At 59.0% G+C, this 24,738-nt stretch carries 22 protein-coding genes; 9 read left to right on the forward strand and 13 right to left on the reverse strand.

Features of this window, described 5'->3' with window-relative positions:
- Positions 1–2 precede the first annotated feature (2 nt).
- Positions 3–623 carry a sulfite oxidase heme-binding subunit YedZ gene (locus ACILSO_RS17735; protein WP_395738777.1) on the reverse strand — a complete coding sequence of 207 codons (621 nt, stop codon included), beginning with the start codon at positions 621–623 and terminating at the stop codon, positions 3–5.
- A gap of 6 nt (positions 624–629) precedes the next feature.
- Entirely contained in the window at positions 630–1,595 is a 966-nt protein-coding gene (gene msrP / locus ACILSO_RS17740) for a protein-methionine-sulfoxide reductase catalytic subunit MsrP (protein ID WP_395738778.1), read from the reverse strand.
- A 117-nt stretch (positions 1,596–1,712) separates the two neighbouring features.
- Between msrP and ACILSO_RS17745 the strand changes: the two genes are divergently transcribed.
- Complete coding sequence (locus ACILSO_RS17745) at positions 1,713–2,510, forward strand: phthiotriol/phenolphthiotriol dimycocerosates methyltransferase (protein WP_395738779.1); 798 nt, start codon at positions 1,713–1,715, stop codon at positions 2,508–2,510.
- On the opposite strand, the gene ACILSO_RS17750 is transcribed toward ACILSO_RS17745, so the two are convergent.
- From ACILSO_RS17750 to ACILSO_RS17775, 6 genes are all read right to left on the reverse strand, one after another.
- Positions 2,511–2,837 (reverse strand): H-type lectin domain-containing protein, encoded by a 327-nt coding sequence (locus ACILSO_RS17750; protein WP_395738780.1) that lies wholly within the window; start codon positions 2,835–2,837, stop codon positions 2,511–2,513.
- 167 nt (positions 2,838–3,004) lie between these two features.
- Positions 3,005–4,228 carry a molybdopterin-dependent oxidoreductase gene (locus tag ACILSO_RS17755; protein ID WP_395738781.1) on the reverse strand — a complete coding sequence of 408 codons (1,224 nt, stop codon included), beginning with the start codon at positions 4,226–4,228 and terminating at the stop codon, positions 3,005–3,007.
- 41 nt (positions 4,229–4,269) lie between these two features.
- The gene (locus tag ACILSO_RS17760) at positions 4,270–4,905 is read right to left on the reverse strand and encodes a hypothetical protein (protein ID WP_395738782.1); all 636 of its coding nucleotides are present in this window, start codon (positions 4,903–4,905) and stop codon (positions 4,270–4,272) included.
- Between the two features lie 16 nt (positions 4,906–4,921).
- Entirely contained in the window at positions 4,922–5,821 is a 900-nt protein-coding gene (locus tag ACILSO_RS17765) for a uracil-DNA glycosylase (protein ID WP_395738783.1), read from the reverse strand.
- Positions 5,822–6,018: 197 nt separating this feature from the next.
- Entirely contained in the window at positions 6,019–7,143 is a 1,125-nt protein-coding gene (locus ACILSO_RS17770; RefSeq protein WP_395738784.1) for a sugar ABC transporter permease, read from the reverse strand.
- A 6-nt stretch (positions 7,144–7,149) separates the two neighbouring features.
- Positions 7,150–8,220: a zinc ribbon domain-containing protein gene (locus ACILSO_RS17775; RefSeq protein WP_395738785.1), complete on the reverse strand. Its 1,071-nt coding sequence runs from the start codon at positions 8,218–8,220 to the stop codon at positions 7,150–7,152.
- Positions 8,221–8,932: 712 nt separating this feature from the next.
- On the opposite strand from ACILSO_RS17775, the gene ACILSO_RS17780 reads away from it, so the two are divergent.
- The 3 genes from ACILSO_RS17780 (at position 8,933) to rplQ (ending at position 12,116) form a co-directional block, all read left to right on the forward strand.
- Positions 8,933–10,255, forward strand: a complete 1,323-nt coding sequence (locus tag ACILSO_RS17780) for a Trx7/PDZ domain-containing (seleno)protein (protein WP_395738786.1) — start codon at positions 8,933–8,935, stop codon at positions 10,253–10,255.
- A gap of 203 nt (positions 10,256–10,458) precedes the next feature.
- A complete protein-coding gene (locus ACILSO_RS17785; RefSeq protein WP_395738787.1) occupies positions 10,459–11,580 on the forward strand; it encodes a DNA-directed RNA polymerase subunit alpha in 1,122 nt (373 codons plus the stop codon).
- Positions 11,581–11,627: 47 nt separating this feature from the next.
- Complete coding sequence (rplQ, locus tag ACILSO_RS17790; RefSeq protein ID WP_395738788.1) at positions 11,628–12,116, forward strand: 50S ribosomal protein L17; 489 nt, start codon at positions 11,628–11,630, stop codon at positions 12,114–12,116.
- An 80-nt stretch (positions 12,117–12,196) separates the two neighbouring features.
- On the opposite strand, the gene ACILSO_RS17795 is transcribed toward rplQ, so the two are convergent.
- Positions 12,197–13,357, reverse strand: coding sequence for a hypothetical protein (locus tag ACILSO_RS17795; protein WP_395738789.1), 1,161 nt, complete (start codon positions 13,355–13,357; stop codon positions 12,197–12,199).
- Between the two features lie 128 nt (positions 13,358–13,485).
- Between ACILSO_RS17795 and ACILSO_RS17800 the strand changes: the two genes are divergently transcribed.
- Complete coding sequence (locus tag ACILSO_RS17800) at positions 13,486–14,754, forward strand: Gfo/Idh/MocA family protein (RefSeq protein WP_395738790.1); 1,269 nt, start codon at positions 13,486–13,488, stop codon at positions 14,752–14,754.
- A 99-nt stretch (positions 14,755–14,853) separates the two neighbouring features.
- Positions 14,854–15,099: a hypothetical protein gene (locus ACILSO_RS17805; protein ID WP_395738791.1), complete on the forward strand. Its 246-nt coding sequence runs from the start codon at positions 14,854–14,856 to the stop codon at positions 15,097–15,099.
- A 71-nt stretch (positions 15,100–15,170) separates the two neighbouring features.
- Here ACILSO_RS17805 and ACILSO_RS17810 read toward each other — a convergent pair whose 3' ends face one another.
- The 4 genes from ACILSO_RS17810 to ACILSO_RS17825 all read right to left on the reverse strand — a co-directional run bounded on the left by ACILSO_RS17810 (position 15,171) and on the right by ACILSO_RS17825 (position 20,317).
- Positions 15,171–17,666, reverse strand: coding sequence for a c-type cytochrome (locus ACILSO_RS17810; RefSeq protein WP_395738792.1), 2,496 nt, complete (start codon positions 17,664–17,666; stop codon positions 15,171–15,173).
- A 68-nt stretch (positions 17,667–17,734) separates the two neighbouring features.
- The gene (locus ACILSO_RS17815) at positions 17,735–18,478 is read right to left on the reverse strand and encodes a platelet-activating factor acetylhydrolase IB subunit (RefSeq protein WP_395738793.1); all 744 of its coding nucleotides are present in this window, start codon (positions 18,476–18,478) and stop codon (positions 17,735–17,737) included.
- A 59-nt stretch (positions 18,479–18,537) separates the two neighbouring features.
- Positions 18,538–19,605: a D-alanyl-D-alanine carboxypeptidase family protein gene (locus tag ACILSO_RS17820; RefSeq protein WP_395738794.1), complete on the reverse strand. Its 1,068-nt coding sequence runs from the start codon at positions 19,603–19,605 to the stop codon at positions 18,538–18,540.
- Between the two features lies 1 nt (position 19,606).
- Positions 19,607–20,317: a type I 3-dehydroquinate dehydratase gene (locus ACILSO_RS17825; protein ID WP_395738795.1), complete on the reverse strand. Its 711-nt coding sequence runs from the start codon at positions 20,315–20,317 to the stop codon at positions 19,607–19,609.
- An 87-nt stretch (positions 20,318–20,404) separates the two neighbouring features.
- Here ACILSO_RS17825 and ACILSO_RS17830 point away from each other — a divergent pair, with 87 nt between their 5' ends.
- From ACILSO_RS17830 to ACILSO_RS17840, 3 genes are read left to right on the forward strand one after another with little or no spacing between them, the layout of a single operon-like run.
- Positions 20,405–21,772: a sugar transferase gene (locus ACILSO_RS17830; RefSeq protein ID WP_395738796.1), complete on the forward strand. Its 1,368-nt coding sequence runs from the start codon at positions 20,405–20,407 to the stop codon at positions 21,770–21,772.
- Between the two features lie 34 nt (positions 21,773–21,806).
- Complete coding sequence (locus tag ACILSO_RS17835) at positions 21,807–23,489, forward strand: CocE/NonD family hydrolase (protein WP_395738797.1); 1,683 nt, start codon at positions 21,807–21,809, stop codon at positions 23,487–23,489.
- Between the two features lie 7 nt (positions 23,490–23,496).
- Positions 23,497–24,735, forward strand: a complete 1,239-nt coding sequence (locus ACILSO_RS17840; protein WP_395738798.1) for a lactonase family protein — start codon at positions 23,497–23,499, stop codon at positions 24,733–24,735.
- Positions 24,736–24,738 lie beyond the last annotated feature (3 nt).

The raw sequence follows: 24,738 nt of genomic DNA on the forward strand, positions 1-24,738 counted from the left end.
TCTCATGAGGCGCGGGGTGCAGCAGCACCTCGCGCTTTTTTTATGGCCATCACAGCGCGGTATCCGAGCAGCAACGCCAGCACCAGCGCGAATAGGAACGGATAGGTGACATCCGACTTCACGATGATCCAGTAGTGCAGCACACCGCCCATAGTGATGTAATAGGTGAGGCGATGCAGCTGCGCCCAGCGAGGACCACCGAGCTTTTTGATCATGGCATTGGTGGAGGTGACGGCGAGCGGCACCATCAGCAGAAAGCTGAACATGCCGATGGCGATGAAGGGACGTTTGTACACATCTCCGATCACGGTCTGCAACTGCCAGTCGCGATCATAAGCCAGATAGGTCATGAGGTGGACGAGGCCATAAAAGAATGCATACAAGCCCAGCAGCCGGCGCTGCTTGAGCAGCCAGTTCCAGCCGTAGATCTTGCGCAGCGGCGTGACCAGCAGCGTCAGAAAAAGAAAAACGAGCGTGAGCACTCCCGTGGCACGCGTGACGAACTCCACGGGATTCGCCCCCAGTTTGCCACGCCAGCCATCGATGAGGATGAGGAGGACGGGCAGCAGTCCATTGAAGAGAAAGAGCTGCCGGTGAAAGCGGGTGTCTGCGCTGAAGTTCATGACGGGTTAAAAGTCCGTGGTGAGATCCATGCCTTCATAGAGATGCGCCACCTGCTCCGCGTAGCCATTGAACATGAGAGTGGGACGCGTGCCTATTTCACCGATGCGCCTCTCCCGGGCCTGCGACCAGCGCGGATGATCGACCTTCGGGTTCACATTCGAATAGAAGCCATATTCACCCGGATTGGCGAGGCTCCAGGTGGTTCCCGGCTCGCGATCCATAAGCGTGATCTTCACCACCGACTTGATGCTTTTGAAGCCATACTTCCACGGCACCACCAAACGCACCGGCGCGCCATTTTGATTGGGCAATGTCTTGCCATACAGGCCGGTGGCCAGCAGCGTCAGCGGATGCATCGCCTCATCAAGCCGCAGGCCCTCCTGGTAGGGCAGATCAATGCCGGCGAAACGCGAGTCAGGCATCTGCTTGAGATCATAGTACGTTTCAAAGGCCACGTGTGTGGCTGCGCTCAGCGGCTCCACCTGGTATAACAATTTGGAAAGAGGGAAGCCCACCCAGGGGATGACCATGGACCAGCCCTCCACGCAGCGGAAGCGATAGGTCCGCTCCACGGATTCAAATTTAAGCAGGTCGGCGAGATCATAGGTGCGCGGTTTCTTCACCAATCCTCCAACCTGCACGCTCCAGGGGTCCGTGACAAAATTCTTGGCCTTGGCCGCCACCTCGGATTTGTCGGTCGAAAACTCGTAGTAGTTGTTGTAACCCGCGATGTCCGTAAACGAATTCAACTTTTCATCCGGGGCCAGCCCTGTCTGCACCGACGGCTCTGCCACGGTGACGATGGACGCCCCCGTATTCTTCACCTCAGGCCGCGGGCTGAAGGTGCGATACAATCCCGCCGTAGCCAGAGTGGATCCGGCCCAGATGGCGGACTTCATGAAGAAGCGCCGGTTGCGAAAAGTCTCCTCTGGCGTGATCTCGCTGGAGGAAATGCGGGGGCTGTGTTTCATGGCGGGTGAAGCGTGGGCTTCCTGGTGGGAGTAGCTGGAGTCCGGGATATTCCCGCACAACGAATGACAACTGGCAAGTTGCATCCGCCGCCATCACCTCACACGCTTTGGCATTCCATGTCCCTCCTCGAACGCCTCTTCTCCATCGGCCCCATCCGCAAAGCCATCTGGCAGCTGTGGTATCCCTTTCTCACCCGCCGGCTGCGCGGCGAGGAGGTGCTGTTCTTAAACTATGCCTTTGAAACGGATCCCCCAGTGGGCCTGAAGCTCGATCCTGCGGACGAACCCAACCGCGCCTGCATCCAGCTCTATCATCATGTGGCCGCTCAGGTGGAGCTGCAGGGAAAAAACGTGCTGGAGGTGAGCTGCGGCCATGGTGGTGGCGCTTCGTGGCTCACCCGCACCCTTCATCCGGCCAGCTACACAGGCCTTGATCTCAATCCAACTGGCATCGCCTTCTGCAAAAAGCGCCATCAAGTTCCGGGGCTCCGCTTTGTGCAGGGAGACGCACAGGTGCTCCCCTTCCCTCCGCAATCGTTTGATGCGGTCATCAATGTCGAGGCGTCCCACTGCTATCCAGATTTCCCCGGCTTTCTGACCCGAGTGGCGCGAGTGCTGAAGACGGGTGGTCATTTTCTCTATGCCGACTTTCGTTTTCGCGATCAATGGGCCGAGTGGGAGCAGGCCATTTCAAATGCTCCACTGGAGATTCTGCAAACGCGTGACATCCGCGCTGAAGTCCTGCGCGGCATGGAGATCAACGCCGCACGCAGCGAGGCGCTTATCTGCCAGCGGCTGCCGAAGTTTCTCCACTCGCTGGGCCGCGATTTCGCCGGCCTGCCGGGAGCGCGGGTGTATGAGGCGCTGAAGTCGGGCGAACTGTCCTACCGTTCGTGGTGCTTCCGCAAGCCGTGATCAGGCACCGATGGCCAGCCAGTGAAACTCCACCGAGAACAGGCGCGACACATCCCAGGTGGAGATGACCGCCTGGAAGCCGAACTCCGTGAGATTTGCGGCTTTTAGCGTCAGGCGCGAGCTCTCCCGCCGGTCCATGTCAAAGCCGGTGAGGCCGAGGTGCACCACCGGAACGGCAGAAAAGGGCGAATCAAAGACGACTTCGTACACGAACTGCCTCGGCTCGGCAAAGTCGGGATACACCACGTCAAGCGTCCAGCCCTCCGTCAGGATGCCGACACCCACATTGGAGGACAAAACTTTCCAAGGAACGGAGGATGAATTCATGCGGCTGTCATAGAGCAGCATCCGGGCCGGTCACCGTCTTTCTTGTCACAAACGCGTGCTTTTGATCAGCGGTTTATCCGAGCCGATCCGCAGCAGAAATCTCCAGGCCCGCATCCAGACCGCCTCCCGCAAAAGCACGAGCGGCGACTCCGCCAGAAGGCGGAGCTTTAAGCCACGACCTCCAGCAGCGCTTTTTGAATGTTGTTCTTTCCCGACTTTGGAAATGGCCGCGGCATCGGCTGCGCATTGCCGTTGGCATCCACGGTGCGGCAGCGCACTTCATACTTTCCAGGTGCCAGCTTGACCGGCTTGGCGGTCCATCGGCAGAGTGTGTGGCGCAGCGGCCATTCAAGCGGCCGGCGCGTTGCAGGATCAAACTGCACGGGATGCAGCGGCGCACCCTTGAAGCCAGCGATGCCACTGCCGTCAAAGGGCACGATCTCCGCATCCTGCCACGGTGCCTTGGAGAAGTGCGGATCATTCGATGGAAGCGGTGCACTCACATCACGCACCCAGTACTGCACTTTTTTGAGGCCGGAAATGCCCACTTGCGCATTGCCATGCAGTGCCAGCGGATCGGCAGCCTTGATCTGCGCGGGCAGATCGCCAAAGCGCGCGAATGTCTTCAGCCAGGAGTTGGTGTCGTTGTTCCCATTGGCATAGGTGTCGTCGGACCTGTGGGCGTTGGTAAAGCCAATGCGCTGGAGCCATTTCACCGATTTGAAACCATACGCCTCCGGCACGATCATGCGCACCGGGCCGCCACGCTCGCCGGTGAGGAATTCACCATTGAGCTTGTAGCACAGCATTACAGGCAGTTCTCCTGGCGGCTCCTCAAAGACACGGTTCATCGGCAGGTAGCATTTGAAGATCTGCTTGGGGTCTTCGTTGTGGTGGCCGTGGTACCAGACGTGGCGCAGATTTTCCACCGGCCCGCACTCCCACAGCACATCCCGCAGCGGTACGCCCTCCCACAGGCCATGCCCCAGCGGATCGGCCAGATTGTTGCACGTGATGACCTTCAGATAACTGACCGCCTTCGTCTTCGCGATCTCCATGAGCATGTCAAACGTCAGTGCGGTGCCGTCGCTGCGCAGCATGGGGCGCTCGATTTTTGCATTGCTGGCAGGATCTGAAATGATTTCGAGCTGCCACGTCTCGCGCACCATGCCGATCTCCCGCAGTTTTTCGGGGGGCAGCTTGTAGGGCAGCGGGTTGCCGCGCTCCACATTGTAAAAATCTCCCGAAGGCGTGATGCAGCAGCCGCCTTCTTCACAGACGGGGCCTGCCTTCTTTCCCGCCGCCTGCAGTTCGGCACGAGTCGTCAGCACCGCAGCACTTGCGGTGCCCAGCTTGAAAAGATCACGGCGGGAGAATGCTTTGGCCTTCATGCGCACGATTTAAATCCAAACCGACGGCGAAAGACAAGCTCTCAATCCGGCAGCTTGGCTGGCTCGGGAGCAGCAGCAGGAGCGGGCGCGGTACTTTTCACCGTCACGCCATTCCTGGTCTGCTCCATCGTCGGGTCAAAGGCAAACTCGAAGATGGCGCCATCCAGCTTGTTGAGCATGTACTCCTGCAGCAGATCAGCGTCTTCGGCAAACATGGCCTCCAGCCAGGCGCGGCTTTCCGGGCTGTCGAGCTTGCCGGTGCCTATGGACAGCATTCCGTGTTCATGCCCCTTGGCGGCTTTGATCAGATCCATGCGCTTTTCCATCTCTGTCTGAAATTCCGGCGTTTCCATCATTTTCCCGAGGCGCTCCATGAAAGGGGCCAGCTCTCCGCTTTTGTTCAGTTCATCGGGAGAGGCGTCTTTGTAGCGGGCGATGAAGGCATCCACTTTGCGGCGCACAGCTTCAGACACCGGCTTTGGCCGATAGTGTTTGGGCTCCGATTTTTCTTCGGAAGAAACCGTTGCAACCTCGGCTGCCGGGGCAGTCGTGACGGCCAGCACCGGGGCTGGCTTCTTTGGCGGCGCCGCAGGTGATTTCGTGGTTGGCCGCCAGATCAGCCAAACCAGCGCGACAAACACCCCCGACACCAGCAGGGCGACAAGGTTCTTGTTCATAAGATGCGGAGGTAAATTACTTCGCCTGAAAATAACCGCGCTGCTTGGCGCTGATGGGCAGCCCGAGCTTTTCCATGACCTTGAGCATGTCCTCCCACACAGCGCGCTTCGCACGGATACCGTCGCCCATTTTTTCCTCTCTCAGCAGGTAGGATGGATGGTAGGTGACCATGGTGGGAATGCCGCTGGTGCTGTGAAACTTCCCCCGCAGACTGCCAACGCTGCCGGGAATGCCCAGCCCCTCAGCCGCCGTGGCACCAAGGGCCACGATGACTTTTGGCTGGATGAGATCGATCTCCGTGAGAATAAACGGCAGGCAGGCTTTCATTTCTGCGGCTTCAGGCTTGCGATTGCCGCTGCCCTGGTTCTCCATCGCCGGCCGGAATTTGCAGATGTTGCTGATGTACACCTGCGGACGGTCCAGCCCCATGGCCTTGATGATGGCGGTAAGTTTCTGCCCCGCAGGTCCGACAAACGGCTCGCGCATTTTTTCCTCCTCCGCTCCCGGAGCTTCACCCACAAACATCAGGCTCGCGCGCGGATCTCCCACGGCAAAGACCATGGTCTGGCGCAGGCTTTTCATGGCTCGTGCAGGTTCCCAGTTCTCCGCCATGGCTCGCAGCGCCGCGAGTTTTTCTTCGAGCGTTGCACCGGCCACCTCAAGCAAACCGGATGGCTTTGTCGCTGGTGGCGGAGTTTCACGAAGCATCCGAAGAACTGGCGCTGGTGCAGGAGCAGATGCAGTTGAAGCTGCCGCCGGCCGGAAGACTTCTGGTGCGGCAGCAGTGCGCACTACGGGCGCATGGCTGACACCCGTGAGTTTCTCCATCGTCCCCGGTCGCAGCGCAACATGCGTCTTTCCCTGAAGCTGACGCTGCTGCAGGTGCTGAATGAGGAGATCGGAGGCGGCGGACATGGGGAGAGGCGGACAAAATGCCGAATGACCTGTGAATGTCGAATGCGGAGATTGGCTCATTCGTCATTCACTCCCCCAGCACACTCCACCTCAAAACGCTCACCGGATGCAGAAACCACCCGTTGGTGATGGTGGGAGCATGCACCGTGATGACCTCGCAGCTCTTGAGATTGATTCTTTCCCGTCACGCTTTCCCGTCACGCCTTGCGGCTCAGCCGCATGTCCATCCACACCGCGAGGATCAGCACCACGCCGCGGGCGACGAATTTTTTATCGTTCTCCACCGACATGAGCTGCATGCCGTTCAGCAGGCATGCGATGATCAGGGCACCCAAAAGTACGCCCAAAACCGTGCCGCGCCCGCCGCGCAGGTTCACACCGCCGATCACACAGGCGGCCACGGCATCCAGCTCCATCAGGTCGCCCACCGTTGTCGTGGATGATCCCGCATAGGCCGTCTGCATGAAGCCGGTGATGGCCACGATGGCCCCCATGCAGCCATAGGCCGCGATGACAGTTCGCTTCATCGGCACCCCGGAAACCAGCGCCGCCTCCGCGCTCCCGCCGATGGCATACAAATGCCTGCCCAGCGCCGTGTGCTGCGTGAGCGCATACACGATCAGCATCACCCCGCCGAGGATCAACGATGGCAGCGGGATGCCGCGAAACTGACCGGTGACGAGCACAAACAATGCAATGGCCTGCGCGGCAATGAACAGTCGCAGAAAGGCCATCTCACGGCTTTCCACCGCAAAGCCATGGGCGATGCGCTGCCTGCGCGCGCTGAGCGTGGTGAAGATCAGTGCGAACACGAGCACCGCGGCCAGCACCCAGCCATAGTGAGCCGGCAGGTAGTAGGTGGTGAGCAGCGAGTACAGATTGCTTTGCCCGCCGGGGACGACGGGCACGGTGGAGTTGTTGATCACTCGCCAGAACAGGCCTTTGAAAATCAGCATCGCCCCGAGCGTGACGATGAAGGAGGGCATGCGCTCGCAGACGATGAAGGCCCCCATGGCCATCCAGATCAGCACGCCGCAGAGAAATCCGAGCCCCAAAGCGGCCGGTGCCGGCAGGTGCTGATGCATGACCAGCACACTCCCGATGCCCCCGAGCAAACCCACGCCGCTGCCTGCGGAAAGATCGATGTGCCCCGGCAGCAGCACAAGCAGCATGCCCATGGCCAGCGTGGCTGTGATCGAGAGCTCGGTGACAAGCATCGAGAGATTGCGCGCGCCCAGGAATGCGGGCTCTTTGGCAGCAAAGAAGGCGCACACCGCGAGCAGCGCGATGGCAATGGGAAGTTCTCGAAAGCGTAGATTCACACAGGCTCAGTTTTGCGATGCAAAGAAGATGCCGAGGATGATCAGGAGGATCACGATGGCGATGGTGATCTTCACCCAGCTCAGCGGGTATTCGCCGCCGATCTTGCCCGTGGCCCCATTAACGGTGACCTGATAGGTCTTCGTGCCATAGGTGTAGGTCAGCAGCCAGACTGGCAGCAGCACGTGCTTGAATGTCACTGCGCTATACTCGGGAAAGATCTGCAGATTGCGGCTGGTGTCCCCGGGGATCTGCTGCTGGCACGCACGGCGGAGGATGTCGTCCATCCTTCTGCGCGAGTCCTCGGCCGCCTGCACGAGATCGATCTGATACTGCTCAACCACCCAGCCGGAAAGATACCCGGGATCATAGGGCAGCAGATCGGTGGTGGTGGGAAAGGGCTGCAGCTTTTCCAGCAGATGCCCATGCACACCTTTGGAGGCAGGAACCAGCAAGTCGTCGAAATCGCCGCTGTAGTGGCCGGACGCATACTCCCAGCGTGTGTGCTGCTGGCGGTTACCTTTATCGTCCGTCGTGTAGTAGTGGTAGCCGGCCTCCGCCTCCCAGGGGCATTCGGCATGCGCGTCGAAGGTCCAAAACGGCAGATACATGCCGTGCAGGGTGTCAGTCATGGCCTTCTGTCCCAGCGCATTCGGCGCCCAGAAATGGCTGCCATACCAGCGGCGGATGTCCTCGCGCACCTGGCTTTCGGGAACTTTGAAGGGAAGCTGACTGCCAGGCCGGATGGGAGCGCCGACATCATCCACGGCGATGATGGCCGGGGACCCGCAGAAGTCACAATTCTGCGCCACACGCTTTTCATCAAACACCGAGATGGCATTGCAGCTCTGACATTTCACGGTTTTGCGCGCAGCATTCCAGCCGCGCTGGTTGTCAGGAATGGACCGCAACATGGCCGCCAGGTCATTCTCCTCCACCAGCGTGCCATCGGCTTTGAGTTCCGCCGGGGACACCGTGCCGCAGTAGGGACAGACCAGGGCCTTCTTGGACGGATTCCATACGGCCTCGGCACCGCAGGCTGGACAGGCGAATTTTGAAATGGCGGTGACTTCAGACATAAAATGCGCGTGTGGGGTGGAAGCTGGCACGATTAACCGGAGAAAACCGAAGGCTGTCCATTCCAAAAACTGGGTCAAAACATTTTGCGGGAGCCGGCTACTGCATCCTGTCAGCTCTCCTATAGAGGCGAGTCCGATCGCTCAAAGAAACAAATTGATAATCTCGGGTCGAAAATTTCCTCTCGAAAGGACTGAAAGGCTTCAAGTCAGCAGGCCACCACTTGGGCTTCAAGCGACTGTTTTGATATGTCTCATCCAAATAACTTTGGTACAAGTTTCGCTCTTGAATCTTTTTGAAAATCTCCGCCTGCAATTCCAGATCGTTCACTCTCCAACAGGTGAATATTGTAATGTGCGGTCTTGGAGATTTTTTGCCAAAAAGTCGATAAAAATTCTGCCTCACAATGAAGGCACGCTCCAGACTCGTCCCTGGGCCTTCTCCCACCATGCTTCTCATGCTGTCTGGCATCGGGTCTTTTGACTCAATACTCCATTCTGAAATGACGGGCTCATCCGAATACTCAATCTGCGAAGCGACCCGTGCGAGTGAGCCCGCTACCACGACGGCCACCCCACAGGCAACGAGGCACAGGGCGACTCTCGGCAGCCAAAGCAATCTCTTCATGTGAGATCGTTACCATGGATGTAAATTGAATCAAATTCCGGCTGTTTTGCCTTGTCATTTGCTTGGCGGGCCGCGCAAAATACGGTCATGCGATTTCATCACATCCTTTCGGTCGTCCTCATTACCCTCGCGGTCACTGTTTCTGCCGCCACCGTCAAAGACCGCGAAGGCGCAGTGCGGGGCGACAAGGCTAAAATGGAAAACGACCCGCGCTGGAACTGGAACGACCTCGATGGCGGCTTCCGTCTGGCCAAGACGACCGGCAAGCCGCTGCTGGTGGTGCTGCGCTGCCTGCCCTGCATGTCTTGCGCCGGCATCGACGCCAGCGTGCTGGAGGAGCAGGAACTCGTGCCCCTGCTGGACCAGTTTGTGTGCGTCCGGATTATCAATGCAAACGCGCTCGATCTCTCACGCTTCCAGTTTGACTACGATCTCTCCTTCTCCGCCATCATGTTCAATGGAGACGGTACCATCTACGGCCGCTACGGCTCGTGGTTGCACCAGAAGGATCCGCTGAACAAAACAACGACCAGCTTTAAAAAGGCGCTAGAAGCGGCCCTCTCCGTCCATCAGGGCTATCCGTCCAACAAGGCCCAGCTGAGCGGCAAACAGGGCGGCCCCACCCCCTACCAGACTCCCATTGAGTTCCCGGCCCTGGCCGGCAAATACCAGAGCAAGCTCGACTGGAATGGCAAAGTGGTGGCCAGCTGCGTGCACTGCCACATGGTGGGAGACGCCTTCCGCGCCTACTACCGCAGCCAGAACAAGCCCGTGCCTGTGGAGTGGATTTATCCGCAGCCGTCCATTGAGACCTTGGGAATCACCCTTGCCACGGATGATGTCGCCAAAGTGGAGGCAGTCGTCGCGGATTCAGCGGCAGCCAAGGCCGGCGTGCAGGCAGGTGACAGCTTCGTCACCCTTGATCAGCAGCCGCTTGTTTCCATCGCGGATGTGAGCTGGATTTTGCATCGCTCACCAGATTCAGGTTCTCTGCCCGCCAAAATCCTGCGCGGAGGCAAGGAAACGCCCGTCACCCTCGGCCTCCCCGCCGGCTGGCGCCTGAGCTCAGACATCGGCAAACGCGTCGGCACCTGGCCCATGCGCGCCATGGCCTTCGGTGGCATGAAGATGGACGACATCCCCGATGACGAACGCGCCACCCTCGGCTTGGACAAAAACCAGATGGCGTTGCGCATCTTCCACGTCGGAGAGTTCGGCCAGCATGCCGCCGCCAAAAAAGAGGGGTTCAAAAAGGACGACATCATCGTCCAGATCGGCGACGACAAGCAGCGCCTGACCGAAAGCGCCCTCATCGGAGACCTCCTGCTGCACCACCTTCCCGGTGAGAAAATCCCTGCCATCGTGCTGCGCGGCAAGGAGCGGGTGGAGCTGAAATTGCCCCAGCAATAATTAAGATTCCCGTAGTTTCAGCGCTGTTTCCGCACCTTTTTACCCCTGAAAATGCCGTTTGCATTCCCGGGAGCGGCCTGCATACTCCACGCCCCCTGCGAGTCGCCATATAATTCGCCGTTGGTCTCCGCGCCTGCCTCTCTTCGAGATGTGCAGGGTTCTCGCCCGGAGGTAACCCGGCTGGTAGTGTTAGTACAAATCCTATGTCAGTACGTCTTGCTCGATTTGAGATGCCAAGCCGCCTTGTGAAAAACGAGGCCACGGCCACCGAAACCTACGCCCAGTTCACCGCTGAACCTTTTGACAAAGGTTACGGCCACACGATTGGGAACTCCCTCCGCCGCGTGCTCCTTTCCTCCCTGGAAGGCGCCTCCATCACCTCCGTGAAAATCCGCGGTGCGGAACACGAATTCACCACCCTGCCGGGCGTGCTCGAAGACGTTGTTCAGATCATCCTGAACCTCAAGAAGGTCCGCTTCAAGCACCACAGCGATGCCAAGGAGCCCCGCCTCCTCTCCATCCTGGCTGACAAGGAAGGTGCTGTCACCGCTGGCGACATCAAGGAAGACAACCACTACGAAGTCATCAACAAGGACCTCGTCATCTGCACGCTGGACCGCAAGACCAAGTTCGAATGCGAATTCGAAGTGCGCGTGGGCCGCGGTTTCTCCACCTGGGAAGAAAACAAGCGCGTTGACACCCCCATCGGCGTCATCCCGATCGACTCCATTTACAGCCCCGTCACCCGCGTGAAGTACGCGGTGGAAAACACCCGTGTGGGTCAGAACACCGACTATGACAAGCTGGTGCTCGACATCTGGACGGACGGCCGCATCACCCCGCAGGACGCCCTCCTGCAGTCCGCCGCCATCCTGCGCCACCACCTGGACGTGTTCGTCAACTACGACGACAAGGCCATCGAATTCGAAGCCGCACCGGAAGCCCAGAGCGAAGAAAACAGCGAGCTGCGCAAGCTCCTGAACATGAGCGTCAACGAGATCGAACTCTCCGTCCGCGCCGCCAACTGCCTGAACAACGCCAACATCACCAGCGTGGGCCAGCTCGCGATGAAGACCGAAGGCGAAATGCTCCGCTACCGCAACTTCGGCAAGAAGTCCCTCACCGAGATCAAGGAAAAGCTCGCCGAGCTGGGTCTGTCTCTCGGCATGAAGTTCGATCCTGCGCTGCTTGAGGCCACCCCTGGCGGTGTCTCCCTCCTCGCCCGCAGCAGCATGATCGGCGACGACGATGAAGAAGCCGACTCCCTCGACTTCAGCAAGCTGGTGGACAGCCATCTGCCAGACGCAGATGACGAAGACGAGTAATCAAATCACAGGAAACAGAAGACCCATTTAGTTAGAATTTTAGGACAATGAAACACGGAAGAAAAATCGTCAAACTTCAGCGCAAGCAGGATCACCGCGACGCGCTCCTCATGAATCTCACGTGCTCGCTCATCGAGCATCGTCGCATTCGCACCACGCTGGCCAAGGCCAAGGCTCTCCGCCCCTACGCTGAGAAGCTCGTCACCCTCGGCAAGCGCGGCACCCTGCATGCCCGCCGCACCGCCCTCTCCTCACTCCGTCACAAAGACATGGTGAAGAAGCTCTTCGAAGAGATCGCCGTGGCCTCCAAGGACCGCGTCGGTGGCTACACCCGCATCACCAAGCTCGGCCAGCGCCGCAGCGACTCCGCTCCGATGGCCTACATCGAGTGGGTGGACGCTTACGTGCCCAAGGCCGCCGCAGCTCCTGAAGCTGAAGCCGCCGCTGAACCGGCAGCCGCAGAAGAAACAGCTCCTGCCAAGGCCCCCGCCAAGAAGAAGGCTGCTCCGAAGAAGAAAGCCGCCGCTGCTGAATAAGCAGGCGTCTCTCATCGAGAACAATCCAAACCCAACGCGGGAGTCGCAAGACTCCCGCGTTTTTTGTCTTGGGACAGATTTTAAAGCGTCTCGTTGCTGGGCGGCGGAGAACCGTTTTCATCCTTCAGCGGCTGGGTTGTCTCAAAGGAAAAGCCGCCAAACCATTGCACCAGCTCTGTCAGCGGCACATCCATGCGTCCCTGTGTGCGCACGTAGCCGTTGGTTAGTCCGGCGGGCTCCGCGCCGGGCTTGAAGTCATCGCCATGCGGGTCCCACAGGGTCACCACATCGGACTTCGCATCAAAATGGAGAACGGCATAGGCGTGCGGACCACGCACTCCCGGTGGTTTGTGGCCATCGGCTGTTTTCCCTCTCAGCGTGCCGCCGCAGATCAGCCGGCCCGCCTCCTGGGTCGTCATCATCTGCCGCCGGATTTCCCCCAGCAGTTTGCGCTTTGCTTCGTCGGTGGCCTTGGGGTCACGAAACGGCGAGCATGAGGCGCGCTCGATTTCATGCCCTGTCAAAATCGAAAGCATGGTGCCCGCTGAACCACCCCGCGTGACCACGCTGAGCTCGGTGGGATGTTCAGCATCATCCCTCTTCATCCTCATCTTTCCCACGGCCTTCTCGTAACAGTTTGCCCACGTGCCGCTGCCGTCTGTCGTTGCCATCAGGGCTCGCTCGGCATCGGTGGGAAACGGCACTGTCAGCGCACGCCCGCCCCCCAGTGTCACCGTCACCTGCCCGTCTCCGGTGAGAGCAAACATCTTGGCCACCTCGACAGGCCTTCTTCCCAGCATGGCACCCAGAGGGGCAAGGCAGAAGCAATCCCCCAGCTTCCCCTGCTCCAGGCTTTCGAGATTCAGCTTTGAAAGCTCCAGAAGCTTCGGCGGACTTGCCTCGATCTTCCGAAGTGCAGACTCAAACATGCCGTCAAAATCAGGCGTATCCTTCTGCTCCTGGGGCTTCGGAGTCAGTTTTTGAATGTTCTCCAACGTCAGTGGAGGAAGCTTGTACTCCGAGGTGCGCACCGCACGCCTCAGACTTGCAATGGCGGCACCCGCAGGCCCCTTGAACTGCGGAGATGCCACGCCCCGCTCGATCTCCGCGGTTGAAAGGACACCGTCATGATCAGCATCCCATGCGCTGAAGTGTGTTTTTACCTCGCTCAGAAAGGCCGCAGTCGCACAAGTTTGGCAGCTAAGGGCCAGCAGACCGGCAAGGAACAAAGACAGTTTCATAACTGCAGCGTACGATAAATCCCCGCCGCCTCAATCCTGGCAGGCTCACCAAAACATGCGAACCTGGCACTCGGGTATCATCCAGACCGGTTGCATGCCGCCTAAGTTCGCGTTCCATGCCGGCCACCATGGAACCCACCATCAAGATCGCCCTCGTTGGCGCCGGCATGTTCGGCGGAGATGTTCACGCGCGTGCTTACGCGGACCTGCAGCGCTTCGGCATCGCCGGACAGCTCGCCCGCGTCGGCCTGGACAAATACTCCCGAGAACTCGCCGGGGTGAAGTTTGACCTCGTCGCCGTGGCCACCCGCAGTGAAAAGTCGGCGAAAAAGGCTGCTGCCGCCTTCAAAGACATCACCGGTCATGAGCCGCGGGCTTTCCATGGCGATGAGCCTTGGAACGACATCCTCGCAGCTTTCCCTGATCTCGACGTGATGGCCGTGGCCACGCCGGATCACCTGCACACCCAGCCCATCCTTGCCGCTCTCGCCAGAGGCGTCCATGTGCTCACGGAGAAGCCCATGTGCCTTTCCATCCAGGAATCCGATGAGATCATCGCCGCAGCGAAGGCGAAAAACCTCATCGTGGCCGTGGACATGCACAAACGCTATGACCCCGACCATCTGCGGATTCGGGATGACATTCAGAACCGCATTGGCGCGCCACTTTATGGCACCGCCTATCTCGAAGAGCCTCTCGAAGTCAGCACCAGCACCTTCAAGTGGGTGGAAAGCAGCGATCCCTTCAGCTACGTCGGCCCGCATTGGACGGACCTGATCTGGAGCTACTACCACAGCAAGCCGGTCTCCCTCACCGCTGTGGGACAGAAGAAACGTCTCGTCCGTGATGGCATCAATGCCTTCGATGCCGTGCAGGTTCGCGTGGACTTCGACAACGGCATGTCCATCAACTTTCACAATAACTGGGTTACCCCCGCAGACTTTGAAGGTCCGGTCAACCAGGGTCACGAGATCGTGGGTGCCGATGGCAAAGTGGAAAGTGATCAGCAGTATCGTGGCTTCCGCTGGTGGAACCAGGGCGGAGGTTCGCGCACCAGCAACAATCACTTTACCCGTGAAGTTACCCGTCCCGACGGCAGCAAAGGCTACATCGGTTACGGAGTGGATAGTCTCACCGTGGGTCTTGTCGCCATTTGCCGGGTCAAGTTTGCCAAGGAGTCACGTGACGCGGTTGCGGAACTCTACCCGACAGCAGAAGAGGCCCGCATCACCTGCGCCATTGTGGATGCCGCAGCTCGTGTGCGTGACCTTAACTGGAAGTACATGCAGGAAGGAAAGGGCGCCACGGTCACCGCCAGATTTGGTAAAGATGGCATTACTATCATCGATCCAAATGCCTCGGAAGTCTTCCAAAGCATCTATGACAAAGAACTCTGAGGTCTAAAACGGGACTTTCACCGTCGGTTATGTGCTTGACTTTAAGCTACCTCTTTCATAAACAAGAGGTTGCAACCCGTATCAATTAAAAAACAAGCTATGAACCTATCTTCGTCCCAACTTCGTCGTGCCGCCACCCTTCAGGAAAAAATCGAAGCCATGCAGGAGGAGCTGTCCGCTCTCCTTGGTGGTGCCGAAGCCGCACCTGCCAAGGGCAAGCCAGGCAGGCCTGCCAAGAAGAAGCGCGTCATGTCCGAGGCAGCCCGCAAGAAGATCGCTGATGCCCAGCGCAAGCGCTGGGCCAAGCAGAAGGGCGAAGCTCCTGCTGAAAAGAAAGGCAAGTAAGCTCCAGTTACCCGCTTAAATGACTAAGGCCCCGGTTCTCACGAACCGGGGCCTTTGTTTTGAGAAAGAAGTTATTTTACGAACATGGGATCTTCTGGATTTCCCTTGCTCAGCAGATAGGCCAGAAGGTCGAGAATATCGTCCTCCTTCAGCATGAAAAGCAGGCCAGGCGGCATCATGCTGATCTTGCTCTCCTCCGTTTTCACCACTTTGCGGGCATCCACATTGGTGAAGTTGTTGGGGTCCATCATGTTGGTGCAGACCATCATGTTATGCTCCTTCATGTTGGCGATGCGGCCGGTGACCGTGCTGCCATCCTGCAGCGTGAAGACCGTGCTGCCGTACTGGTCGCTGATTTCTTTGCTTGGGTTGAGAATGTGCTCCAGCAGATCCCGCGGGCTGTACTTTCCGGCCACGCTGGTAAGGTCAGGTCCCACCGCCCCGCCTTCATTGTTGAAGCGATGGCACGCAAAGCAGGTGGCGGCCCCAAACATGTTGCGACCGTTGGCAAAGTTACGATTGCCTTCCAGGCCGACTCCGAGCGACTTGCTCAGCTCATCGAGCGTCCATGCCTTCACAAACTGCATGGGCTTCACGGTGAACGAGGGAGGCCTGATCTCAGGTTTCGCATCCAGCACGTCCTTGATGGCCAGCTTCTCCTCCTCCGTCATGGTGGAGAGAGCGTTCTGCTTGATCTCACCAATGAAGAGGTCAAACGATGCCCCCCCCTTGTAATTCGCCGCGCGCAGGAACCAGCGGAAGTAATCAGCACGCAATTCCTTGGTCCAGCCCTTCTTCGCGAACCGCAGAATGCGCGCGTAGTCGATTTGCTCTTCCTGTGTGGGCGAGCCATTCACCAGCGGCTCAGCCTTGGCCACGATGCTTGGGTCATCCAGATACACCAACACTTCGCAAAGGTCCCGGTTGAGCGCGGGATCATTGGTTGGAAAAAGTGGCGCGAGGCGCTTGCTCAGCGCCTCCTTCGTCGCGGCATCCGGCTCGCCCATGCGGGTGAAGGTGAGCATGTAGTCCCGGATAAGCGTCACACGGTCGATGCCTTTGAGTGCCTTGAGATCGATCTTGTTCAGTGCCGTCAGAATCGGCTGCTGCAATGCCTTGTCTCCGCCGCTGCTGCGGGCCAGTGCCATGAGAGCGGTCAGAGCCGCACGAGGATTGGCTTCATTGAGCGCTTTATCCTTCCAGGCAGCAACCGGCTGATGCTCCAGCGCGATGCGGGCGGCAAAGCGGAGGTTGCGATCGGCAGACGCAAGCTGGGGCCAGGCGACTTCGATTGCTTTGGGGTCCTGTTTCACGTGGAAAGCTTCAAGTTCGCGTCGGACCAGGAGAGGATGCTTATTGCCAAGGATGCCTCCAACCATCATGCCGTCTTTGGCATCTTTCTCGCCAACATACGTCACCCGATACAGTCCAGACTGCACCTTGCGTCCACCCACGCTGACATACATCGCTCCGTCTTTCTTGGAGACTTCGATATCCGTCAGCGGCAGCGGCGAGGCGCTCATGAATTCTTCGGCCACCCCGGTGTAGCCACCACCATTCGCCGAGAGGTGCACGGCATACATTTTGCCATAGCTCCAGTCGCAGATGTAGAGCGCCTCCTGATATTTGGACGGAAACTTCGCACCATAGCCAAAGGCAACGCCCGTGGGCGAGCCGGGGCCGATGTCCACCACGGGCGGCAGGCTGTCCTCCCAGCGCACGGGCCACTTTTTGCTGCAGGTGCGCCAGCCAAACTCTCCACCGCTCTGCATGAAGCACACGCGTGTAGGGCGGTACCAGGGCATGCCGGTGTCCCACTCCATGTCTGCATCAAAGCCGAAGATGTCGCCCTGGTGGTTCATCGCGATGTCGTAGGTATTGCGCGTGCCGGTGTTCACCAGCTCCCACTTCTTGCCATCGAGATCGGTCTTCGCCAGCCAGCCGCCGGGGGCGAGCACATCGCGCATGAAGCCGCGGCCCAGCAGCATGGGATAGAGCTGATCTTCGCTCCAGTGCCGAGGCACACGGCTGGTCTCGCAGCTCGGTTCGGGCGTTTGATTGCCGCACATCACATACAGGCTTTTGCCGTCCTGGGAGGCGATCACACCATGCGGCCCATGTTCACCAGCTTTGCCAGGAAAGGCACGAAGTTGCTCCACGGTGTCGAATTGATCATCGCCATTCGTGTCCTTGCACCGGTACAAACCGCGCCCCTGGTATGCCTCATCATTCACCACGCCATACAGCGCGCCCGCATGAAACAGCAGGCCCTGGCAATGGCCGAAGTCGATGCTGAGCTTTTCCACCTTCGTCTCGCCCGGACTTCCGTTCAAAGCGGGAGGAGTGATGCGGTACAGCGCGCCGTATTGGTCACTGCAGATCATGCGGCCCTTGTCGTCCTGCGTCATCGCCACCCAGGAGCCTTCTTTCTCCTTCGGCACCGAATACAGCAGCTCCACTTTGAAGCCTTTCGCGACTTTGATTTTATCCACCGGTGTCGCTTGATCGGCCAGCTGTGCCAGGGCCGCCGTAGTGAAGAGCAGGAGAGGAATGAGAACAGATTTCATGGTTGGAAAAAAAGCAGCAGAGAGTCGTTAACTTGAGGAAAAGAGGGACGAGAAGCCCCAGCTTTCAGTTACTTCATGAGTTCTTTGACTTTGCCTTCGATGGCGTCGGCCCACATTTGGTAGCCTGCGGGGTTCAGGTGCAGCAGGTCGGGCATGATCTCCTGGGGCAGTGTGCCGTCGGGTTTCAGGAAGGTGTTGCCGATGTCCATGTAGAACACGCGCTTGTTGTCACCAAAGCCGGAGATGATGTTGTTCGTGGCGACGTTTTGCACACGCTTCGGATCGTCCTTGGTGGCGCCCCGTGGAAAGATGCCGAGCAGCAGAACCTTGGCCTGCGGCTGTTTTTTGGCCAGGATGTCGAGGATCATCTTCACACCCTCGGCGGTCTGCTCCGGACTGCTGCTGTAAACAGCCCCCCCATGCTCGGCCGCGGCACGGCCCTGATGACCGGTGTTGTTGGTGCCGATCATGAGCACCACCAGCTTCGGCTTGATGCCGTCGAAATTGCCGTTTTGCAGACGCCAGATCACATGTTCCGTGCGGTCCCCGCCGATGCCAAAGTTCGCCGCTTTCAGCGGTGCCCAGGTCTTGTCCCAGACCTCCTTGCCATTCTTTTCCCAGCCCTGTGTGATCGAGTCTCCCAGAAACACCAGCTGCGCCTCCCCCTTCTTGGAGATTTCATTGAAGCTCTCGTGCCGCTTCATCCAGCCCTCATCACGTGGCTTGGGATCGATGGCGAAGTTTTTGGTGGTCTGCGCAAAACCGGACGCGGCAACGCAAAGGGAGGTGAGAAGAAGGGTTGTGAGTTTCATGGGCTTAGAACGGCGATGATGCCGGGAAGCCCTGAAACTGGCAAGCCGTGTTTGTTATTTCACGCCTTCAGTGCCCAGTCCAGCAGCGCCTGTGCATCCCGCCAGACGCCTTCGTGGCTGTCATTGAGCACGACCACGATGCGGCGGCGGCCATTGCGTTCCCCTGTCGCCACCAGGCAGTAGCCGGCGGCTTCGGTAAAGCCGGTTTTCATGCCATCGCAGTAGCTGGCGGTGCGCAGCACGCGGTTGGTGTTGGCCAGTTCGATGGATTTCCCGTCAGGCTTTGTGAACTTGAAACTCTGCAGCTTCACGATGGCCCTGATATCCGGCAGCTTGTCTGCCTCCTTCGCGATCATCGCAAGGTCACGTGCGGTCGAATAGGGATCTTCGTCCGTCGTGGAGGGCAGGCCGTGTGGATTCACGAAGTGGGTGTTCTTGAGTCCAAGAGCCTGGGCCCGAGCGTCCATCTTTTCGGCAAAAGCTGCCACGCTGCCGGCATTGTCCCGGGCCAGTGCCTGGGCGATGTCGTTGGAGCTTTTCACCAGCATGGCAGTGAGAAGCTGACGGCGGGTGTAGGTTTCTCCCACCTTCAGACCGATGCGCACCGGCGCGCACTGGGTGTCCGCCAGTTCAATCGTGACAATTTTATCAAGGTCCCCGGCTTCTACCACGAGCAGTCCGGTCATGATTTTCGTGGTGCTGGCGATGGCGCCTCGCTGGTCGGGATTCTTTTCAAAGAGCACATCATCATTCTCAGGATCAATGATGATGCAGCGCCCGGCCGTGATCTGGGGTATGGAACCCCTCAGGTTTTTGATCTCGATCTCCCGGCGGATCTTCTTGGTTTTTTCGATCTCATCGGCCAGCTGGGTTTCCAGTTTTTTCTTGAGCTGTTCGACGGCGGCCTCCCGCGCGGCGATATCGGCCTTGGCCTGGGCAATCATCTGCTTTTCGCCGGCAAAATCTTGCTCACGTTTGGCGATGGCGGCAGCTTTGGCTTCGACTTCCTCTTCCCGCCACTGGAGCTGCTGCTCGCGCTTGGCATCGCCGCAACCGGTGACGGAAGCGCAGCAGAGACCGGCCAGCAGAAAAAGGCGGAGGGGATGAAACTTGCGGGAGATAATCATTTCAAAGTTCAGCGAGGATTTCTTTCAGGCGGGCGACGGGCCACTGGCCGGGAGCATTTGAGGCACCAATAAAGCCGTAATTCAACAGACTGCCACATTTTGCCAGCACCAGCCGGGAGACCCGCCCCCAGGGTCCCATCCCCATGACCGACAGTCGCAGCCGGTGGGTCTCTCCTGCCAGCTTCATGAGGCGTGTCAGATCGTCCTGAGTGTTCAGATAGGTGGCCAGCTTCACGCTGTCCAGACCAGCCTGCTGGGCAAAATTGACCGCACCGCGCAGCACTTCATCGGCAGGAGTGGCCTGAAAGTCATGGAAAGACCCCACCACCGCCACGCCAGCCGCACGGGCTTTTTGCATCGTTCCCTGCATCTGGGCTGCACTTCGCAGTTCCACATCGATGAGGGTGGCAAGATCCAGCAGTGGTTCGAGCATGGCTGCCCGGGCGGCCGGATCTTCGGGTGCCTGACCGCCCTCCGCCGGATGGCGTGCGGTGAGAAGGAGCGGCACCGTGTTGCCTGCGAGCGCGGCGCGCAGGTCTGCGGCCGGTATTTTCAGCTGATCCAGACGCAGTTCCGCCACATCACAAAGATTCTCCCGATTCACCGGGTCAAGGGATGTAAAGTGTTCAAGGGCAGCGGCATCTGCGAGCACCCCGACGGCGAGGGGGCGGGAGGAGAAAAGCAGGCTTTTGTTGGAAACAAGTTGTCCCATTGGCTAGTTTGAGTATAATTTTAATAAATCTAAAGAAAATTCAGTATCTGATACGCCACTATGCTGGGCCGGAAGCAAGAAATCAATTTGCAGCTCACCGAACTGCTCGACACGACGCTGCTGGCGTTCTGTCTGTGGTTTGGTCATTATCTGCGTTCTGCTGTGGTGCCGGTCTTTTTTCCCGACGCGGTGGAGATTCCGCCGCTGGAAAAATTTTACTGGGTCATCGCGCTGGTGGCCCCGTTCACGCCTATCATTTTGGAGGGGCGCGGCTTTTATTCCAACATCTACAACAAGACCCTCAAGCGCTCGATCCGCCAGCTGTCGGAGGCCCTGGCGGTCATTGGCATGTGCATCGCTTTTTGCATCGTGTTCTTCAAATGGTCTGTGGAAAGCCGCGCCGTGGTTGTTTTCTCTGTCGCCCTGGGCGCACTCTCCCTGCTGCTGCGCGAGGCGTGGCAGCGCGAGATCCTGCGCCGGCAGATGGCTTCCGGAAAAGGCCGTGAGCGCATCCTCATCGCAGGATCGCAAAGCGATCTGGAGGCATTTCGCACCAACATGCCCGCCGAGCAGCGTGCAGAGATCGAGATCATGGGCGAGATCGACATCATGCAGCGACCTGTTTCCGACCTTGTCGACGCGCTGCATGAGCACAGCATCAGCCGCGTGCTGTTTGCCGCACAGCATGTGCATTTCAGCAAGATCGAAGAAGCTGTGCAGGCCTGTGAGACGGAAGGCGTGGAGGCTTGGATCGCCGCCGATTTCTTCCAGACCGCCATCGCACGGCCTACCTTTGACGTTCTGGGCGGCCGCCTGATGCTGGTGTTCCATTCCACTCCTCAGGCTTCCTGGGAGCTGCTGTTCAAGAGCATCGTTGACCGCGTAGGAGCGCTGGTTCTCCTCCTGCTCTCGCTGCCGCTGTGGCTGGTGGCCTACATTGGCATCCGCATGGGATCGCGCGGCCCGGTCTTCTTCAAGCAGGTGCGCGCGGGGCTTTATGGCAAGCCGTTCGTCATGTGGAAATTCCGCACCATGCACCAGGGTGCCGAACTGAAGCGCGACGAACTGGAGGCGCGCAATGAGATGGACGGTCCGGTGTTCAAAATCACCAACGATCCACGCATCTTTGCCTTCGGCCGCTGGCTCCGCCGCACCAGCATCGACGAGCTTCCCCAGCTCATCAATGTGCTGCGCGGAGAGATGAGCCTCGTCGGCCCGCGTCCCCTCCCCGTCTACGAAATACAACGCATCGAGAAGCACGCCCAGCGCCGCCGCCTCAGCGTGAAGCCCGGCCTGACATGCCTGTGGCAGGTCACCGGCCGCAACGGCATCAAGAACTTCGAGGAGTGGGTGGCGCTTGATCTGAAGTACATCGACAACTGGTCCTTCTGGCTCGATTTGAAAATCCTGGTGCAGACCCTGCCTGCGGTGATCCGCGGCATCGGAGCGAGCTAAGTATCAGGATTCGTGCCTTTCGCATAGCATGTGCGTGAAACGTGCCGTCCAGGCCACCCGTAATGGACTGATGCGCCACGCCTTTCTTTTCTTTGCCACCTGCGTCTCCCTTCACGCAGCTCCTCCTGCCAAGATCGACTTTGGTCCTGTCCGCGAAGAGCACCTCATGATCCCGATGCGCGATGGAAAGCGCCTTTCGGCCTACGTTTTCTTTCCTCCTGGCGAAGGCAAATTCCCCGCCATTTTTGAGCAGCGCTATGCAGACATCAGCAGCGCGGGATCGCGCAAGGCGGCGGCGAAGTTTGCCGAAGGCGGATTTGTGATCGCACTGGTGAACTACCGCGGCACGCATGAGAGCGAAGGCGTCTATCGTGGTTATCGCGGACTGCAATGGGGGCCTCTGCGGGATGGCTACGACGTGTGCGAATGGCTGGCGGCGCAACCTTGGTGCACGGGCAAAATCGGCACCTATGGGGGCTCGCAGGCGGGCTATGCGCAGAACTATCTGGCGGTGACGCAGCCGCCGCATCTGGTGGCACAATACATGACAGACACAGGTCTGAGCCTGTATCAGGAAGGCTACCGCATCGGTGGTGCCACCAAGCCGCAGCGTTTCATCAAAGGCGGCGCCGTGGCGCGCGACATCAAGGACAACGAAGCCATGCTGCGCGAGTGGGACCAGCACCCCAACTACGACGACTACTGGAAGGATGAGGACGCCTCCCTGCATTTCGACAAGATGAACTACCCCTGCTTCACCATCGGCAGCTGGTTTGATTTCATGTGCCAGGGCAGCGTGGCCAGCTTCATCGGCCGCAACCAGCATGGCGGCCCGAATTCACGCGGCCAGCAGCAGCTCATCATCGGCCCCTGGCTGCATGGTGGCTATCCGAAGTCGAACAAGATCGGTGAACTCGTCTTTCCAGAGAATGCCATGTTCGACGTCTATGCGCACATGACGAAGTGGTTCAACCATTACCTCAAAGGCGAGAACAACGGCATCGAGAAAGACACTCCGGTGAAATACTATGTGATGGGCGCGACCGGCGAAGAAGGAGCACCTGGCAACGTGTGGCGCGAGGCCAAAGACTTCCCGCCTGCCAGCAGGCCTGCCGACTGGTTTCTGCAGCCCGATGGCAAGCTGGCCCCCGCCAAACCATCCGCCGCCAAAGCGAGCACCTCTTATCTCAGCGATCCCGTACATCCGATGAGCCTGCCCTACACCGGCTTTCCAGGTGCGCGCGATGCACGCGGCTTTGAAGAGCAGGCAGAGGTCCGCACCTGGACGAGCGAAGTGCTGGCGGAGCCACTGGAGGTCACCGGACGCATCAAGGCCGAGGCCTTCGTTTCGTCCACCGCCAAGGACACGGACTTCTTCCTGCGCGTTACCGACGTCTATCCAGACGGCCGCTCCATCCTGATCGTGGACTATCCGTTGCGGGCACGGTACCGCGAAGGCTTCGATCACCAGAAGCTTCTGGTGCCGGGAGAAGTGGCCAAGCTCTCCTGGGACATCGGCTGGGTCAGCATCATCTTCAACAAAGGCCACCGCATCCGCGTCACCATGGGAAGCACCGGCGCGCCTTACTTTGAACCCAATACGCAGACTGGCGCGCCCATCAGCCATTTCATCACCGATCCCGGTGTGAGCGCCATCAACACCATCTGGCATGACTCCGCGCATGCCTCCCGCGTGATTCTGCCCATCATCAAATAATCTCCTCATGCTCTCTTCCATCTCCCGCCGTTCCCTGCTCAGCCTTGCGCTCACTGCCACTCTTTCGGTTCAAGCCAAAGACCCCGCGCCGCTGATCGCCTATGTGGGCACCTTCACATCGCCGCTGCAAAACATGAAGGCCACGCAAGTGGACCTGCCGCCGGGAAATGGCCAGGGCATTCACCTGTTTGAAGTGGATCGCAGCACCGGTGCCATGAAACCCATTGGCATTCACAAGCTGGGCACCAGCCCGAACTGCCTCACCTTCAACGCCACGAAGACGGTGCTGTATTCCACCAACGAAACGGACCACCAGGGCGAGAATGAAGCTGGCTCAGTGAGCGCTTTTACCATCGACCCCAAAGACGGTCACCTGACCCTGCTGAATACGGTCAGCTCAGGTGGCAAGGGACCGACGTATGTGAGCCTGCACCCTTCAGGACGCTATCTGCTGGTGGCCAACTACTTCGGCGGCTCGATGTCTGTGCTGCCCATCAAGGCTGACGGCAGCCTCGGCAAAGCAACGGACTTCAAGCAAGACTCCGGCACCATCGGCCCCAAGAAGGCCACAAACGCGCCTCCTGGCAGCTTTGCCTTCAGCGGCCATGATGGTACGCACTCTCACATGATCGCGGCGGATGCCTCAGGGCGTTATGTGCTGTCCGTGGATCTCGGGCTGGACCAGATCCTGGTTTGGAAATTCGATGAAAAGCAGGGCAAACTGACACCCAATGATCCGCCCCATGTGTCTCTGCCTCCAGGAGACGGCCCGCGCCACTTTGCGTTTCATCCCAACAACCGCTGGCTCTACTCGCTGCAGGAGGAAGGCTCCACGGTGGTGCTGTTTGACTATGATGCCGACAAAGGCCGCCTCACGTCACGGCAGACGATCTCCAGCCTGCCTCCGGGTTTTGCGGGCAGCAATTTCTGCTCGGAGATCCTGGTCTCAGCAGATGGTCGCTTTGTGTATGCCGGAAACCGTCTGCATGACAGCATCGGCATTTTTGCGGTGGGCAAGGACGGCACGCTCAGCTTTGTGGGCGAGGAATGGACGCATGGGGACTACCCACGCAGCTTCAACTTTGACCCCACCGGTGAGTTTTTCTACTGCCTCAATCAGCGTGGTGACAATGTGGCCATTTTCCGCGTGGACCAGAAAACGGGAGCTCTGACCTTCACCGGGCACTATGCGGCGGTGGGCAATCCTTCGAGCATCGTGTTTCTGGACTTGGCGAAGGGGAAATAAGGC

This window comes from Prosthecobacter sp. (assembly GCF_044226605.1).
Lineage (GTDB): Bacteria > Verrucomicrobiota > Verrucomicrobiia > Verrucomicrobiales > Verrucomicrobiaceae > Prosthecobacter.

Bases quoted from the DNA above. Each gene is read 5' to 3' on its own strand.
- ACILSO_RS17745 (WP_395738779.1), top strand. From the start codon at position 1,713: ATGTCCCTCCTCGAACGCCTCTTCTCCATCGGCCCCATCCGCAAAGCC.
- ACILSO_RS17785 (WP_395738787.1), top strand. From the start codon at position 10,459: ATGTCAGTACGTCTTGCTCGATTTGAGATGCCAAGCCGCCTTGTGAAA.
- ACILSO_RS17805 (WP_395738791.1), top strand. From the start codon at position 14,854: ATGAACCTATCTTCGTCCCAACTTCGTCGTGCCGCCACCCTTCAGGAA.
- ACILSO_RS17820 (WP_395738794.1), bottom strand. From the start codon at position 19,605: ATGATTATCTCCCGCAAGTTTCATCCCCTCCGCCTTTTTCTGCTGGCC.
- ACILSO_RS17750 (WP_395738780.1), bottom strand. From the start codon at position 2,837: ATGAATTCATCCTCCGTTCCTTGGAAAGTTTTGTCCTCCAATGTGGGT.
- ACILSO_RS17755 (WP_395738781.1), bottom strand. From the start codon at position 4,228: ATGAAGGCCAAAGCATTCTCCCGCCGTGATCTTTTCAAGCTGGGCACC.
- rplQ (WP_395738788.1), top strand. From the start codon at position 11,628: ATGAAACACGGAAGAAAAATCGTCAAACTTCAGCGCAAGCAGGATCAC.
- ACILSO_RS17765 (WP_395738783.1), bottom strand. From the start codon at position 5,821: ATGTCCGCCGCCTCCGATCTCCTCATTCAGCACCTGCAGCAGCGTCAG.
- ACILSO_RS17775 (WP_395738785.1), bottom strand. From the start codon at position 8,220: ATGTCTGAAGTCACCGCCATTTCAAAATTCGCCTGTCCAGCCTGCGGT.
- ACILSO_RS17760 (WP_395738782.1), bottom strand. From the start codon at position 4,905: ATGAACAAGAACCTTGTCGCCCTGCTGGTGTCGGGGGTGTTTGTCGCG.
- ACILSO_RS17810 (WP_395738792.1), bottom strand. From the start codon at position 17,666: ATGAAATCTGTTCTCATTCCTCTCCTGCTCTTCACTACGGCGGCCCTG.
- ACILSO_RS17825 (WP_395738795.1), bottom strand. From the start codon at position 20,317: ATGGGACAACTTGTTTCCAACAAAAGCCTGCTTTTCTCCTCCCGCCCC.
- ACILSO_RS17780 (WP_395738786.1), top strand. From the start codon at position 8,933: ATGCGATTTCATCACATCCTTTCGGTCGTCCTCATTACCCTCGCGGTC.
- ACILSO_RS17840 (WP_395738798.1), top strand. From the start codon at position 23,497: ATGCTCTCTTCCATCTCCCGCCGTTCCCTGCTCAGCCTTGCGCTCACT.
- ACILSO_RS17815 (WP_395738793.1), bottom strand. From the start codon at position 18,478: ATGAAACTCACAACCCTTCTTCTCACCTCCCTTTGCGTTGCCGCGTCC.
- ACILSO_RS17795 (WP_395738789.1), bottom strand. From the start codon at position 13,357: ATGAAACTGTCTTTGTTCCTTGCCGGTCTGCTGGCCCTTAGCTGCCAA.
- msrP (WP_395738778.1), bottom strand. From the start codon at position 1,595: ATGAAACACAGCCCCCGCATTTCCTCCAGCGAGATCACGCCAGAGGAG.
- ACILSO_RS17735 (WP_395738777.1), bottom strand. From the start codon at position 623: ATGAACTTCAGCGCAGACACCCGCTTTCACCGGCAGCTCTTTCTCTTC.
- ACILSO_RS17800 (WP_395738790.1), top strand. From the start codon at position 13,486: ATGGAACCCACCATCAAGATCGCCCTCGTTGGCGCCGGCATGTTCGGC.